The 13,031-nt window shown below is 43.7% G+C and carries 17 protein-coding genes; 5 read left to right on the forward strand and 12 right to left on the reverse strand.

The features are described from left to right. Positions 1-4: 4 nt before the first annotated feature. The 7 genes from AC59JT_RS16220 to AC59JT_RS16250 form a co-directional block, all read right to left on the reverse strand. Complete coding sequence (locus AC59JT_RS16220) at positions 5-490, reverse strand: hypothetical protein (protein ID WP_497400837.1); 486 nt, start codon at positions 488-490, stop codon at positions 5-7. A gap of 40 nt (positions 491-530) precedes the next feature. Further along, positions 531-983, reverse strand: coding sequence for a DUF1569 domain-containing protein (locus AC59JT_RS16225; RefSeq protein WP_497400839.1), 453 nt, complete (start codon positions 981-983; stop codon positions 531-533). Between the two features lie 54 nt (positions 984-1,037). Further along, positions 1,038-1,235: a hypothetical protein gene (locus tag AC59JT_RS16230; RefSeq protein WP_497400841.1), complete on the reverse strand. Its 198-nt coding sequence runs from the start codon at positions 1,233-1,235 to the stop codon at positions 1,038-1,040. A 170-nt stretch (positions 1,236-1,405) separates the two neighbouring features. Then, positions 1,406-1,615 carry a hypothetical protein gene (locus AC59JT_RS16235; protein ID WP_497400843.1) on the reverse strand — a complete coding sequence of 70 codons (210 nt, stop codon included), beginning with the start codon at positions 1,613-1,615 and terminating at the stop codon, positions 1,406-1,408. A gap of 178 nt (positions 1,616-1,793) precedes the next feature. Beyond that, positions 1,794-2,666 (reverse strand): PfkB family carbohydrate kinase, encoded by an 873-nt coding sequence (locus tag AC59JT_RS16240; protein WP_497400846.1) that lies wholly within the window; start codon positions 2,664-2,666, stop codon positions 1,794-1,796. A 33-nt stretch (positions 2,667-2,699) separates the two neighbouring features. Then, entirely contained in the window at positions 2,700-3,170 is a 471-nt protein-coding gene (locus AC59JT_RS16245; RefSeq protein WP_497400850.1) for an SRPBCC family protein, read from the reverse strand. 46 nt (positions 3,171-3,216) lie between these two features. After that, on the reverse strand, positions 3,217-3,690 hold the full coding sequence (locus AC59JT_RS16250) for a ribonuclease H-like YkuK family protein (RefSeq protein WP_497400852.1): 474 nt from the start codon (positions 3,688-3,690) through the stop codon (positions 3,217-3,219). A 295-nt stretch (positions 3,691-3,985) separates the two neighbouring features. Between AC59JT_RS16250 and AC59JT_RS16255 the strand changes: the two genes are divergently transcribed. Continuing rightward, a complete protein-coding gene (locus tag AC59JT_RS16255) occupies positions 3,986-4,747 on the forward strand; it encodes a hypothetical protein (RefSeq protein ID WP_497400854.1) in 762 nt (253 codons plus the stop codon). A 92-nt stretch (positions 4,748-4,839) separates the two neighbouring features. Here AC59JT_RS16255 and AC59JT_RS16260 read toward each other — a convergent pair whose 3' ends face one another. From AC59JT_RS16260 to AC59JT_RS16275, 4 genes are read right to left on the reverse strand one after another with little or no spacing between them, the layout of a single operon-like run. Next, positions 4,840-5,343, reverse strand: a complete 504-nt coding sequence (locus tag AC59JT_RS16260; RefSeq protein ID WP_497400856.1) for a shikimate kinase — start codon at positions 5,341-5,343, stop codon at positions 4,840-4,842. After that, complete coding sequence (locus tag AC59JT_RS16265) at positions 5,343-6,401, reverse strand: ABC transporter permease (protein WP_497400858.1); 1,059 nt, start codon at positions 6,399-6,401, stop codon at positions 5,343-5,345. The genes AC59JT_RS16260 and AC59JT_RS16265 overlap by 1 nt, the downstream gene beginning before the upstream one ends. After that, complete coding sequence (locus AC59JT_RS16270; RefSeq protein WP_497400860.1) at positions 6,398-7,552, reverse strand: BT_3928 family protein; 1,155 nt, start codon at positions 7,550-7,552, stop codon at positions 6,398-6,400. Before AC59JT_RS16270 ends, AC59JT_RS16265 begins: the two co-directional genes overlap by 4 nt. Further along, complete coding sequence (locus AC59JT_RS16275; protein WP_497401672.1) at positions 7,549-8,031, reverse strand: DUF1599 domain-containing protein; 483 nt, start codon at positions 8,029-8,031, stop codon at positions 7,549-7,551. Before AC59JT_RS16275 ends, AC59JT_RS16270 begins: the two co-directional genes overlap by 4 nt. A gap of 192 nt (positions 8,032-8,223) precedes the next feature. On the opposite strand from AC59JT_RS16275, the gene folP reads away from it, so the two are divergent. Both folP and AC59JT_RS16285 read left to right on the forward strand, forming a co-directional pair. Beyond that, entirely contained in the window at positions 8,224-9,078 is an 855-nt protein-coding gene (gene folP / locus AC59JT_RS16280) for a dihydropteroate synthase (RefSeq protein WP_497400862.1), read from the forward strand. Positions 9,079-9,346: 268 nt separating this feature from the next. Continuing rightward, a complete protein-coding gene (locus tag AC59JT_RS16285; RefSeq protein ID WP_497400864.1) occupies positions 9,347-9,784 on the forward strand; it encodes a hypothetical protein in 438 nt (145 codons plus the stop codon). Here the strand turns inward: AC59JT_RS16285 and AC59JT_RS16290 are convergent. Continuing rightward, positions 9,781-10,170 carry a winged helix-turn-helix transcriptional regulator gene (locus tag AC59JT_RS16290; protein ID WP_497400867.1) on the reverse strand — a complete coding sequence of 130 codons (390 nt, stop codon included), beginning with the start codon at positions 10,168-10,170 and terminating at the stop codon, positions 9,781-9,783. The two genes, AC59JT_RS16285 and AC59JT_RS16290, sit on opposite strands and share 4 nt — an antisense overlap. 82 nt (positions 10,171-10,252) lie before the next feature. Here AC59JT_RS16290 and AC59JT_RS16295 point away from each other — a divergent pair, with 82 nt between their 5' ends. Continuing rightward, on the forward strand, positions 10,253-11,128 hold the full coding sequence (locus AC59JT_RS16295; protein ID WP_497400870.1) for an NmrA family NAD(P)-binding protein: 876 nt from the start codon (positions 10,253-10,255) through the stop codon (positions 11,126-11,128). A 133-nt stretch (positions 11,129-11,261) separates the two neighbouring features. Continuing rightward, on the forward strand, positions 11,262-12,926 hold the full coding sequence (locus AC59JT_RS16300; protein WP_497400872.1) for a glutamine--tRNA ligase/YqeY domain fusion protein: 1,665 nt from the start codon (positions 11,262-11,264) through the stop codon (positions 12,924-12,926). Positions 12,927-13,031: the final 105 nt, after the last annotated feature.

Genomic DNA, 13,031 nt, shown 5'->3' on the forward strand with positions numbered 1-13,031 from the left:
TACGTTATTTTTCAAAGTAAACCGCTTCGTAAGTTGTCGTCTTGCTGCCATTAAAAACTTCACTGTCGTAATAAAGAATAGATAACCTATCGGATGTTACACTTCTAATGGTGGCTGATTTGCTATATGCCGGCATATCATAAGTTCCGACACCTGGGGTAGTGACTGTTTGGGCGGGATAGTTATAGGTTATAATATTACCTTTTACGGTATACGTAAACTTAAATGTGCCATTGTATAATGAACTTCCGGTACCATCAGCATTAAACTGATCGTAAAATGTGCGACCATAGTTTTTAAGGGTACTGATGATAGTCCATGGACCATCGTTTTTATTAGACTTGATAGTATCAATAGCATAATACCATTTCCCAACCAAGGCAGTCGCATTAACAGTTGGTGTATTTGGATTTTCAGGTGTAGCACTGCCGTCTTTCTTGCAAGAATAAATAAACGCGACAGCCAATAGCAGAAGAAATATTTTTTTCATGATAAGGTTTTATTGCGACTAATATACGCAATTACGAGCCTTAAACCCCAAACTGCGTTAAATGATGATCAAGGTGCTTGGCAAAAAGCACGTTCCATTCCTTAGCCGTTAACCGGCCGAATGATAACGATTCTTTACCATCAAAATGTGCTTCGCCCAATTGTTGAGTTTTGTCAAGATATTGGATAAGACGGGCTTTTTCGGCTTCGAAATCTTTAGGTTCGGTTATTAAAAATGCTTTGGCGGTTGGCGTATTGCGTTTATAGGGTTTGGGGCCAACCACAACACCTTTAACCAGGGTTTTAATAACAAAGCGCATAAACGCACCGGGCTTAGGGTGCTTATCGGTATATACCATTTCGTAGCTCACGTTGCAGTGAGCCAGCATTTGGTCAACCGACATTTTGCCCCAAAGACCTTGCGTTTGCGGCGTTAGTTTACTGATGCGATCGTTAAACACGGCAACATCGGCCGCGCTAAATATATTTTGCATTGCTTTAAGTTTGGTGATATAAAGATGGGTATTTACCCTATTACCACCAAGTACTTATATGTTAATAAATCCTTTACGTTTTTGCTTGCCTGCGTCAACCGATAAAACAATGGCGAAGGTTAATAAACAAACAACCAACACAATGCCCGCATACAAAGCGGCATGCGAGCGTTGCATTGATGTTAGTACAAAAAAGGTCATTATAGTAATGGCCAGGGTGGTTACAATGGTGCTTAGTGAGTTGCTTTTCATAACATTTTGTTTTTGTTATTAATGTTATGGCAAATAGTGCACCATTAGCCGGTTATGCGGGGTATTGTATCTTTTAATGTTTGTTGTGGGGGATTTGCTCCCCAAAGTATGGCGTGATGGACGCAACCGCCCGGGACAAGCTCCCGGGCAACATGCATCCGGAAACAAACCTACTTTACCTCATAAATAACCTTCGACTTGTATTGAGCCGAGGTACGCACTGAAAGGATCACTGCAAAAAAGAATAAACAACCTATCAACCAAACTCCGGCCAATACATCTTTCAAAAGGTTGTCATCCATCAAAACTATTATAGCCAATGTAAATAAAACAACTAGTGCGGTAGTTACTTGCGTGGTTAGTGATGATTTTGTTTCCATGTTACTATATATTTAATATTAGGGTATTTAACCTAAGTCAAATAATGCACCAATATCAAAACAGGGCCTAAATCATAGTAAAAGCAAGGTTTGGGAAATTGTGCCACAAAAAGTTGGGGAATTATCATCCCCAAACCATGGAAATTGTAACACGGCTGTTACAATTTGTTACAATGGTTTATTGAACAGATGCCGCGAAAGTGGCAACATCATTAGCGGTGCCCGTAAACGCCCCGGGCGAGGTTGTTTTTAAACCGGCCATAGCAGCAGCAAATTCGCCGGCTTGTTGTAGCCCTGTGCCTTTAACACGCTGGTATAAATAGCCGGCCATATAGGTATCGCCACAACCAGTGGCATCAATAACCTGTTTAGGATGATAGGCCGGTATTTGATAAAATGTGCCCTTTGAATAAATTACTGACCCTTTACTGCCATTGGTTATCACTGCCTCTTTAACACCCCAATCGGCCAGCGCTTTAACACCATCGGCAACGGTATCATAGCCGGTAAGCGAGCGGAGTTCGCCTTCGTCAGCCTTTAAAATATCTACGTATTGCAGCCCTTCTTTTTTCTCTTTCCAATCTGTGGCAAACACCTGTTCGTTGATCACCTCGCGCAGATAGCCCTGCGCATCCAGAGATACTTTGCCACGCGATGATAGGTTTTTGATGATATCAACGCTAAAATCATCGCCCAGTAGAGGTCCTAAATGGAAGAATTTGGCTTCAACACCATTTAACTCAGACATGGTAAAAGCATCTGCTCTTTGCGATACACGTTGTGTGCGTTTATCCTGGTCGGCCTCGTAAATGTTTTCAAAACAAACAGTGTGTGTACTTGGCTGCACTTTTATGTTGATGCCATTATCGCGCAAATCATTTACATACCGCATCTCGGGTTGGCCAAGGGCAGTAACCAACAGGTAGTTAATATCCAGTCGGCTTACGGCTTCCGAAAAATAATAGGCGGTACCGCCCGGCATAAACAGGGTGGTTTGTGTATTAACTATTTTATCAGAAGTGATGTGGCCAACGCAGCAGATATCGTACATAAAAATTTGGAGCGAAGGGCCAATATAGCAATACTATTTATACACGCCAAACAAGTCTGTAATTGCTTTGCGCCTAAACTCAAAAATGTTACGTATTTCTTTGTCGACCAGTACCCTGTTAGCAAGGCGGCCAACAGCGCCATAAGGAATGGCGTAATACAATACATCCGTCATTAACACACCGCCTTTTATTGGGGTAAAATGATGCTCGTGGTGCCACATAGCATAGGGGCCGAAACGTTGCTCATCAACAAAATAGTCGTGTTCTTTAACATGGGTTATTTCGGTCATCCAATCCAGCTCAATGCCAAACAATGGCGATACTTTGTAGGTGATGAGCATGCCGGGGTAAACTTTACTATCGGCAGTAAAATCCGACGTGACTTTGAACCGCATGGCAGGTGGTGTTATTTTAGCCAGGTTTATAGGCGACGTAAAAAAGTCCCAGGTTTCGGCAAGGGGAATGGGCAGTTTCTGCTCAAATTTAAAATAATATGTTTTCACGCCGCAAAATGCACAAAAACTCAGCCACTAAGCGCTTAGGATTTAACTATTGCACAATTTTATTGGCACATGCCGAACTGGCAAAAGCTTCGGGCTTGGCCTTAAATACAAAACCCATACTTAATATATAACCCATAGCTTCATGTAGCGCCTGGTTTGATTTAAATGATGGGTTGGTATTAATATCTGCATGCACTTCCAGGTCAACATCATACAGGTCCAGCAGGTCGCATAATTTATAGGCAATGTCAATAGACTTTTGTACCTCGGTAAGCATACGCTCCTTAATGCTCATTTTTTGCGACGTGCGTTCTTGCTGAATAAACATAAAGCCGCCCCGGCCTTCGCGCAGAAAAACAATAACGGTAGCAAAATCCGTCACCGCGCCTTTAACCTGCGAATCGGTACCAATACAAACTTTTAGCTTATTACCCAGTAGTGTTTCGCGCTCAATGGCCTCTTCTACCTCTTGCATAATGGGCGATTGGATGATCTCGCCGCTGAATTTTCTCCAGGTCATATATAAAGTGTTTAAGTAGAACCTTTTAAACCTTATATCGGGTTTACTAAAGATACGGCTTAATAAACTTTGCCTGTATAAAGTAAATGCTATTTATTTGTTAACATTGGGCTTAATATCAACAGGTTACATGTGTTTGCAGGAGCACGGGTGGCATGTGTATGACGGGGCATGCCCGTACATGGATAAAAAAGGCAAATTAATTAATTGTAAAATCATAGAAATTTATAATTAACTTAGTACTAGGGCGTTCATGCGCTATAACCTAAATTATCAAACTTAATTACTGACGAATATGAAATCATTAATTTTCAGCCTTATTTTATTGGCCGGTTCGCAATTGGCTGTGGCACAAAAAAACATCGAGGTAAATAACTTACAGGGAAAGGAAAATCTTATAAAAAGCTCATTCGCTTATAAAGATTTCCAGCCGGGAAAAGTGATTTTTAAAAACAAAACAATAATTGACGCTCAGCTTAACTACAGCCGCTTAAATGAACAGATCGTTTTTATTGACGAGGATAAAAAAGAAATTTTAGGCCTTGGTGAACCACAAACAATTGCAATGGTAGCTATAGGCAATGATATTTACCGTTACAACCCATCAACCCGCAGCTATGTAGTTAAATTAAGCAACTATCCCGATGTTAATTTAAATGCCCGTATAAAATGTAAGTTGTTGGCAATTGCAACGGCCGGTGCTTATGGCGCTTATACAAATTCATCAGCTGTTCAGTCGGCCGGTGCATATGGCAAGGTAAAACCTGTAAATGCAAGTGATGGGTCTTTGCGTTATTCGGGCGATGAAAATGAAACCTACACTTTAACCGAAACCTATTATCTTTCAAATGAGGATAATATTGTTTATGCTGATAAAAAAGGTTTCAGCAAAATGTTCCCTAAACATATTAAAGCACTAACAGCCTACATATCCGAGAATAAAATTGATTTTATGAAACAGGCGGATGTTGAGAAATTGCTGGATTATGCCCGGTCATTGCCGCCTGCCAGCTCTTCGCAAGTGTTGCAAAACAATAGGTTAACAGCCGGTCTGTAGTATTATAACGCGCTAATAAAATCTCTCCCAATGCAGGAGAGATTTTTCTTTTTAAAGGGTTTCATAAAGCCGCCAGCCGGTTACCCTAATAATTATACAAGCCCCAGTTCTCCGGCCAGCATTTCAGCCGACATGTCAATACCGTTAACAACATGTTTGGCGCGTTGGTAATAACCCTCGCGCTCAGCTAGTTTTTCGGCAATAAAGTTTATTAAATCTTCGCCGTGCAGGCCTGCTATCAGGGGGCGTGTGGTTTTGCCTTTGTCCAGGCGCTCGGCAAGGGTTTTTGGTGTGAGTTTAATGTAAAGGGTTTCGCCGTTGGCGTTCATCCATTCCATGTTGTCAAAAAAGCAAGGCAGGCCGCCACCGGTTGATATGACCGCATTGTCTGCGTAAGGGGTTTCTTTCAATATTTTTGATTCCAGCTGGCGAAACTCATCCTGGCTGTGGTTGGTAAAATACTCGGCTATGGTACCGCCTGTCTGTTCTTCAAAAACGTGGTCAAGGTCAACAAAATCATACTCCAGTTTAGCGGCCAGTTTGCGGCCCCATGAGGTTTTGCCGCAGCCCATAAAACCCACAAAAAATATCTTCATTACTGTAATTTAACTCTCGGATCTATCCAAACATAAACAACATCCACCAAAATGTTGATCACCACAAAAATAAAAGCAATAAACAATATGGCACCCATCACCACCGGGAAATCTGACATTTCCAACGCGTGAACGGTGGTTTTTCCTAATCCGTTATAACCAAATATATATTCCACAAAAAAGGATCCCGCCAGTAACGACGCGAACCAGGTAGCTATAGCGGTAATAACAGGGTTCAGCGCATTTTTTAAAGCGTGACGATAAATAATGGCGTTGCGGCCCAATCCTTTTGCTTTCGCGGTGCGGATATAATCCTGCCCTAACACGTCCAGCATCGCGTTACGTGTAAGCTGTACGATAATGGCCAGTGGACGGAAGCCTAATGTAAGCATAGGCAACACCAGGTTTTTCAAACTCAAAACCTCGCCTTTAAAAGGATCATAGCTATATAAACTGCCCGACATGTTCAAGCCGGTGTAATTACTCAACACAAAGCCAAATATCCAGGCAATGATGATGCCTGCGAAAAACGAAGGTGCCGAGATCCCCAAGGTAGAAAATGCCAGCGCGGCCCTATCCACCCAGGTATCTTTATACATAGCGCTCAATATCCCCAAAAACACACCTATAATAACCGCGAACAACATGGCAGTTGCAGCCAGCACCAAGGTATTGGGCACAACCTCCATTAACAGGGAAACCACATCCTTACTGGTTTGATAGGAGCGGCGCAAATAAGGCCATTTTAAGGCGACAACCTTAGCATCCGAAATAGCGAACAAGCGCGAGTAGTGATACCGCTGCTGCTCGGTTGCGTTATTTAAATGGATGCCGATGGGAGAAAGGTCGTTAATGTAATATACAAATTGAATATGCAACGGTTTATCCAAACCAAACTCCTTGCGTACTGCTTGTAGCGACTGCACATCGCCGCGCTGTCCCTGCGTCATCCGCGCCGGGTCAACCGGTAAAATATTGAACAGGAAAAATACCACAACCACAATGCCCAGCAACACAGCCTGGCTATAAAAAAACTTGCGGATGAGATATTTTATCATGGCTGCGCCTTAAAGTATTGCGCCGCTATATCATCATAAGCAGGCACGGTATGGTAGTGCCATTTATTTAATATGGTTCCGTTTTTAAGCAGTATGATGCCTGGGTTGGCCCGTACCATGGTTTTTAGCGGCACACCATCGGCATAAAATACCTCGCTTACCAAATGATGCCTTTTAACAAAGGCCTGCACAGTAGTTGGCGAGGTTGCGGTTAGCAAAATAGTGCGCGTATTATAGTTGCGGGTAAGGTTAATAGCTAAGGCATTAAGTTTGGTTATCGCGTCTTCGCTGGTATGGTTCAGGTCGTAAGCTACAATGAACAAGCTATTGAACGGATTGGTAAGCAGCTCCTGCGTATAGTCGTTGCCCTGGGCATCTTTTATCTGTAGATCGCGTATTTTAGGTTCGAAGCCCTTTTTGATCAGCTTACTTTCGGGGCTGCCAACTACCTCCCAGTTGGCATCTTTCCAGATGCCGCTTTTAATGTACTCCTTATCATTCATGGTTTTGGTTTCGGCGGTTTTTTTGTTTTTGAGATTGTACATGATCTCAAACTCATCCAGCTGGGCCCCCTCTGGGATCTTCATTTGGTCGGGGATGTTGTTACCTACCTTGTAGGGCAGGAAATCGACTATCGGCATAAAATTATACGTGTATAAACCAAAGCCGACTGATAAAATAATAGATGCCGTTAACAACTGGTCGCTGGCCTTTGCGCTAAATACAGGTTTTATGCTGTCGCGATATTTGAATATAACGAGTATAAGCACAAGCAATACCAGGTCCTTGCTGAAAGATTGCCATGGCGTAAGTGGTATAGCATCGCCAAAGCAGCCGCATGTTTGCACCACTTTAAAAAATGCCGAGTAAAAGGTAAGGAACGAAAAGAATATAATAATGAGCAGCAGGCCCCAGGCCACCTGTTTCCCGCGTACGCCTATCAGCAAAGCAAAGCCCAGTATGATCTCGAGCGCGCAAAGCAATATGGAAATGCTTAGTGCCAGCCCATCTAAAAATGTAATGTGAAATACTTCGAAGTATTCGATCAGTTTATACGAAAAACCAAGCGGGTCGTTAGCCTTGATCAGTCCCGAAAAGATGAACAACAAGCCTACCAGCAGGCGGCAAATCCATATTAAACTTTTTTTCATTGTACCCCTAATTTAATGAGTGCGAAAACCGAGTAGTTTAGCATATCCTGGTAATTGGCTTTAATCCCTTCGGATGCCAAAGTCAGGCCTTTGTTATCTTCTATTTGCTTAACGCGAAGCAGTTTCATCAATATCAGATCGGTTAATGAGCTGATACGCATATCGCGCCAGGCCTCACCATAATCATGGTTTTTGGCAAACATCAGGTCTTTGGTTTCCTGTGCTTTGGCATCAAATTGTTCGTTAACATAGGCCGGGTCAAGCTCAACCGGGGCATCAGGCGCGCATTCCAGCTGCATCATGGCTATAATGCAGTAGTTAATAATGCCTATGTACTCGCCAACCACGTCCTCGCCCACTTTTGAAACCTTTTTTTCTTCAAGCGTACGGATACGTTGTGCTTTGATAAAGATCTGATCGGTGATGGATTCCAAACGAAGGATGCGCCAGGCGGTGCCATAGTCATGCGTTTTTTTCATGAATAGGCCTTTGCAAATATTAATAACGGCGTCGAATTCGGCTGATGTATTGTTCAAGGTGTTGTTCTTTTTGTTGAAACGTTGTAAGGTTGGAATGTTGTAATGTTTTAGATGGCGATGGATGTTCAGCTAGTTAAAGATTAAAAGTAACTTTACAACCTTTCAACATTGCAACTTTACAACGACAACCCAGTGGCTAAAGATACATTTTTTAATAAAAAGGCAACACTAAACGCCCGCGGAAAACTGATTGACCTAAGCACCCCGAAGGTGATGGGTATTATCAACCTAACGCCCGATTCGTTTTTTGAAAGTAGCCGTAAGCAAACTGTTGGCGATGCTGTGCAGCAAGCCGGACAAATGCTGAATGATGGTGCTGCGATATTGGATCTGGGTGCCTACTCCTCACGCCCCGGTGCCGAAGATATATCTGTACAGGAAGAAACTGATCGTTTATTGCCTATTGTTGAAGCTATAGTTCAAGCCTATCCTGACGCTGTACTTTCTATAGACACTTTCCGAGCATCCGTAGCCGAGGCGGCGATCAATGCCGGTGCGCATATCATTAATGATATTTCTGGCGGACAGCTGGACGCAGAAATGTTTGCCACCGTAGCCCGTTTGCAGGTGCCGTACATCCTGATGCACATGAAAGGCAATCCCCAAACGATGACACAGCTGGCTACCTATGAGGATGTTTTTACCGAAGTGCTTGATTATTTTAATGCTGGCGTTGCCCAATTGAAAAAGTGGGGAGTAAACGATATCATTATCGACCCGGGGTTCGGCTTCGCCAAAAAGCCGGAACATGGTTTTGCTTTGTTGAAACGATTGGAAGATTTTGAAGCACTGGATCTACCCATACTGGTCGGCATATCCCGCAAAAAAATGATATACGGCACCTTAGGTAACACGGCAGCCGAAGCTTTAAACGGCACTACGGTATTAAACACTATAGCCCTGAGCAAAGGCGCCCATATTTTACGGGTGCATGATGTGAAGGAAGCAGTGGAAGCTGTGAGGTTATGGGAGGCAATTAGCCAATAATATTTTAGCCTGTTAAACCTTTTGTGTATTTCGTGCTCCCAGCATTATAATCTATCTATAAACACCTATGAAACTTATCCGCACCTTAACGTCTTGCTTTTTAGCTTTTTTTACACTTTATGCTCATGGGCAAAAAATAACAAGCTTTAATCTCGGTATATCCCAAGACAAAACAACCATTCGATCTGTTGGGTTTTATGTTGATGGAGGCATGGCCTATGTTCTTCCTAACGGAGATATTAGAATATACCCTGTTCCTCATGTAGGAATGATTTATTACGATAAATTTGACGGTCAATACAAGCAGGGTAAATTAAAATCAATAGGCGACACGCAAATTGATTACTACGACCAGTTTGGCGGCGAGGCCAGCATGGGGAAAATAAAAAGCATAGGCCCGTTAAGCGTAACCTATAACGATAAATTTGGCGGCTTTGATAATATAGGCCGTGTAAAGTCAATCGGTGCTACCGGTTTTACTTACTATGATCATTTTGACGGGGCGGATAACAATGGCAAGTTAAAATCTGTGGGTAACATCAAAATAACTTACTACGATCACTTTGATGGTAAAGACGTTGCCGGAAAGGTCAAATCAATAGGCAATACCGTTATTACCTATTATGATCATTTTGATGGCGACAATGCCGGTAAAATAAAGTCAATAAACGGCGACACCCCGCATGTGCGCATCAATTGGTATTAAATGGTGGCCTCTTCCCCCACCAACTCACCCGCCTTGCACTTCACATCATTCCGGGCCCATTTTACCATGGCCGTCATTACAGGCATCAGCGCCTCGCCGGCTTTGCTTAATTTATAAGTAACAAACGGGGGCACCACGGGCTCTGCTTTTCTAATCACTAATTCATCAGCTTCCAGTTGCTTTAAATGTTGTATCAGCATTTTTTCGGTAACGGCCGGTATGGCGCGTTTTATCTCGCTGTAACGACGCGGGCCGTCTTTTAGCTGGTATAATATAATAGGTTTCCAATGCCCGCCAATGCGGTTCATTACATAGGTAACCGGGCAATGCAACTCGGCAAGGCCTTTATTCATGTTTTGGGTCGAACTTTCTTTTACTGCTGTCATGATACATACTTTGGGGTAAGTACTTGTAAAAAAGTAAGTACAAATATAGCTTTGCATCGTCAAATAACAAAAGAAAAACATCATGAACATTACAGTAACAGGGTCATTAGGTAACATAAGCAAACCACTGACCGTAACATTAGTAAAAGCAGGCCACAACGTAACGGTAATAAGCAGCAATGCAGATAACGCGAATGCCATTGAAGCTCTTGGCGCCACCCCGGCCATTGGTTTGGTAACCGACGTAGCTTTTTTAACCCAGGCCTTCACCGGAGCCGACGCATTATACATTATGACACCGCCAAACCGCCAGGCAACCGAATGGAAAAACTACATTGGCGGTATCGGTAAAAACTATGCAGCGGCGGTTGCAGCATCGGGCGTAAAAAAAGTGGTGCACTTAAGCAGCCTCGGCGCGCATTTGGAAGATGGCACCGGCCCTATAGCAGGTATACGCCGTGTTGAGCTGGCTTTAAACGCTTTAGAAGATGTAGCCGTTAAGCACTTGCGCCCGGGTTATTTCTTTACAAACTATTATGCCAATGTGGGCATGATACAACATGCTGGTATTTTAGGTAGTAACTATTCGGCCGACACGAAAGTTGTGCTAGTTGATACCAATGATATTGCCGATGCCGCCGCCGAAGAGTTACAAAGCGATTTTACCGGCAAAAGCGTGCGCTACATTGCCAGCGAGTTATTAACCGGTAAAGAAATAGCAGCCACACTGGGTGCCGCCATTGGCAAGCCCGAACTACCTTGGGTTGAGTTTAGCGATGCCGATGCATTGAATGGAATGGTGCAGGCCGGCCTTTCTGAAGAAATAGCTTCAAACTATGTAGAAATGGGCCAGGCTATCCGCACAGGCGTTTTAAATGAGGATTACTTCAAAACCCAAACACCGTTAAGCAAGCGCAAGCTGAAAGATTTTGCTGTAGAATTTGCGAAAGCCTTCTAAACGCTTGACCCCTCCCAACCCACCCCGAGGGAGAGGGCTTTTTTAGGAAGTCTCGTCGCTTGCAATAAAAAGTCTCCCCCTTTGGGGGAGATTTAGAGGGGGTCTCGCTTAAAAAACTTACTTTTGCCTCACTATGAGCGAAGAAAGATCATTAAATTTTATTGAGGAGATAGTTGAAGAAGATCTGGCCAGCGGCAAGCATGGCGGCAGGGTGTTAACCCGTTTCCCGCCCGAGCCCAATGGTTACCTGCATATCGGCCATGCCAAGTCTATTTGCTTAAACTTCGGCCTCGCCAAAAAATACAATGGTAAAACCAACCTGCGTTTTGACGATACCAACCCGGTTAAGGAAGACGTGGAGTATGTTGACAGCATAAAAGAAGACGTAAAATGGCTGGGCTTTGATTGGGCACAGGAGCTTTACGCGTCTGATTATTTTGATAAGCTATACGAGTTTGCTGTCATCCTGATCAAAAAAGGATTGGCTTATGTTGATGACAGCACAGCCGAAGAAATAGCTACCCAAAAAGGTACACCAACCACACCCGGCACGCCAAACCAATACCGCGAACGCATTGCAGAGGAAAACCTGCAACTGTTTGCCGATATGAAAGCCGGAAAATTTGCCGATGGCGAACGTGTGTTGCGCGCTAAAATTGACCTGGCTTCGCATAACATGTTGCTGCGCGATCCTTTGTTGTATCGCATTAAACACGCTCATCACCACCGTACCGGCGATGCCTGGTGCATATACCCGATGTATGATTTCGCGCACGGGCAGTCGGATGCTATTGAGGAGATAACACACTCCATATGTACGCTGGAGTTTGTACCTCACCGCGATCTGTATGATCTGTTCATCAAAAACCTGGAGCTTTTCCCGTCAAAACAATACGAGTTTGCACGCCTGAACATGACCTATACGGTAATGAGCAAGCGCAAACTATTGCAACTGGTTGAAGATAAATTTGTGGATGGCTGGGATGATCCGCGCATGTCAACCATCAGCGGTTTGCGCCGCCGTGGTTATACGCCTGCCTCTATACGCGAGTTTTGCGAGCGTATAGGTGTCGCGAAGCGCGAAAATATGATCGACTTTAGCCTGCTGGAGTTCTGTATCCGCGAAGACCTGAACAAAACCGCATGGCGCCGCATGGCTGTGCTTGATCCTATAAAACTGATCATCACCAACTACCCGGAGGGCCAGACAGAGACCCTGCACGGGGAGAACAACCCAGAGGTTGAAGGTGGAGATGGTGGCCGCGATATCCCATTCAGCAATGAGTTGTGGATAGAGCGCGAAGACTTTATGGAAGAACCTCCAAAGAAATTCTTCCGCCTGGGTGTTGGCCTGAGCGTGCGCCTTAAAAATGCCTACATTGTAAAATGCGAAGGCTTTAAAAAAGATGAGAACGGCAATGTTACCGAAGTGCATTGTACCTACATCCCCGAGTCAAAATCGGGCGGTGATACCAGCGGTATTAACGTAAAAGGTACCATACATTGGGTTAGTGTACCACATGCTAAAACTGCCGAGGTACGTTTATACGATCGCTTGTTTAAAGTAGAAGACCCATCAAACGAAGAAGGTGATTTTAAAGATTATATTAACCCTGACAGCTTGCAAATTACAAGTGCCTTTGTTGAGCCAGACTTGTTAAACGCTACCCCGGGCAAAGGGTACCAGTTTATACGTAAGGGTTATTTTACGCTGGATAAGTTATCGACGGATGAGAAACTGGTTTTCAATAGAACGGTGACTTTAAAGGATGGCTGGAAAGCGCCTCAGGGAAAATAAATAAATTTGTCATTTCGACGAGGAACGAGGAGAAATCTTATACGTGCGATCTGTTTCGCGTATAAGATTTCTCGCTATCGCTCGAAATGACATTTTTTTATCCGA

The organism is Mucilaginibacter sp. A3364 (genome assembly GCF_059690715.1).

Bases quoted from the DNA above. Each gene is read 5' to 3' on its own strand.
- AC59JT_RS16220 (WP_497400837.1), bottom strand. From the start codon at position 490: ATGAAAAAAATATTTCTTCTGCTATTGGCTGTCGCGTTTATTTATTCT.
- AC59JT_RS16225 (WP_497400839.1), bottom strand. From the start codon at position 983: ATGCAAAATATATTTAGCGCGGCCGATGTTGCCGTGTTTAACGATCGC.
- AC59JT_RS16230 (WP_497400841.1), bottom strand. From the start codon at position 1,235: ATGAAAAGCAACTCACTAAGCACCATTGTAACCACCCTGGCCATTACT.
- AC59JT_RS16235 (WP_497400843.1), bottom strand. From the start codon at position 1,615: ATGGAAACAAAATCATCACTAACCACGCAAGTAACTACCGCACTAGTT.
- AC59JT_RS16240 (WP_497400846.1), bottom strand. From the start codon at position 2,666: ATGTACGATATCTGCTGCGTTGGCCACATCACTTCTGATAAAATAGTT.
- AC59JT_RS16250 (WP_497400852.1), bottom strand. From the start codon at position 3,690: ATGACCTGGAGAAAATTCAGCGGCGAGATCATCCAATCGCCCATTATG.
- AC59JT_RS16255 (WP_497400854.1), top strand. From the start codon at position 3,986: ATGAAATCATTAATTTTCAGCCTTATTTTATTGGCCGGTTCGCAATTG.
- AC59JT_RS16260 (WP_497400856.1), bottom strand. From the start codon at position 5,343: ATGAAGATATTTTTTGTGGGTTTTATGGGCTGCGGCAAAACCTCATGG.
- AC59JT_RS16265 (WP_497400858.1), bottom strand. From the start codon at position 6,401: ATGATAAAATATCTCATCCGCAAGTTTTTTTATAGCCAGGCTGTGTTG.
- AC59JT_RS16270 (WP_497400860.1), bottom strand. From the start codon at position 7,552: ATGAAAAAAAGTTTAATATGGATTTGCCGCCTGCTGGTAGGCTTGTTG.
- AC59JT_RS16275 (WP_497401672.1), bottom strand. From the start codon at position 8,031: ATGAAAAAAACGCATGACTATGGCACCGCCTGGCGCATCCTTCGTTTG.
- AC59JT_RS16285 (WP_497400864.1), top strand. From the start codon at position 9,347: ATGATTTATTACGATAAATTTGACGGTCAATACAAGCAGGGTAAATTA.
- AC59JT_RS16290 (WP_497400867.1), bottom strand. From the start codon at position 10,170: ATGACAGCAGTAAAAGAAAGTTCGACCCAAAACATGAATAAAGGCCTT.
- AC59JT_RS16295 (WP_497400870.1), top strand. From the start codon at position 10,253: ATGAACATTACAGTAACAGGGTCATTAGGTAACATAAGCAAACCACTG.
- AC59JT_RS16300 (WP_497400872.1), top strand. From the start codon at position 11,262: ATGAGCGAAGAAAGATCATTAAATTTTATTGAGGAGATAGTTGAAGAA.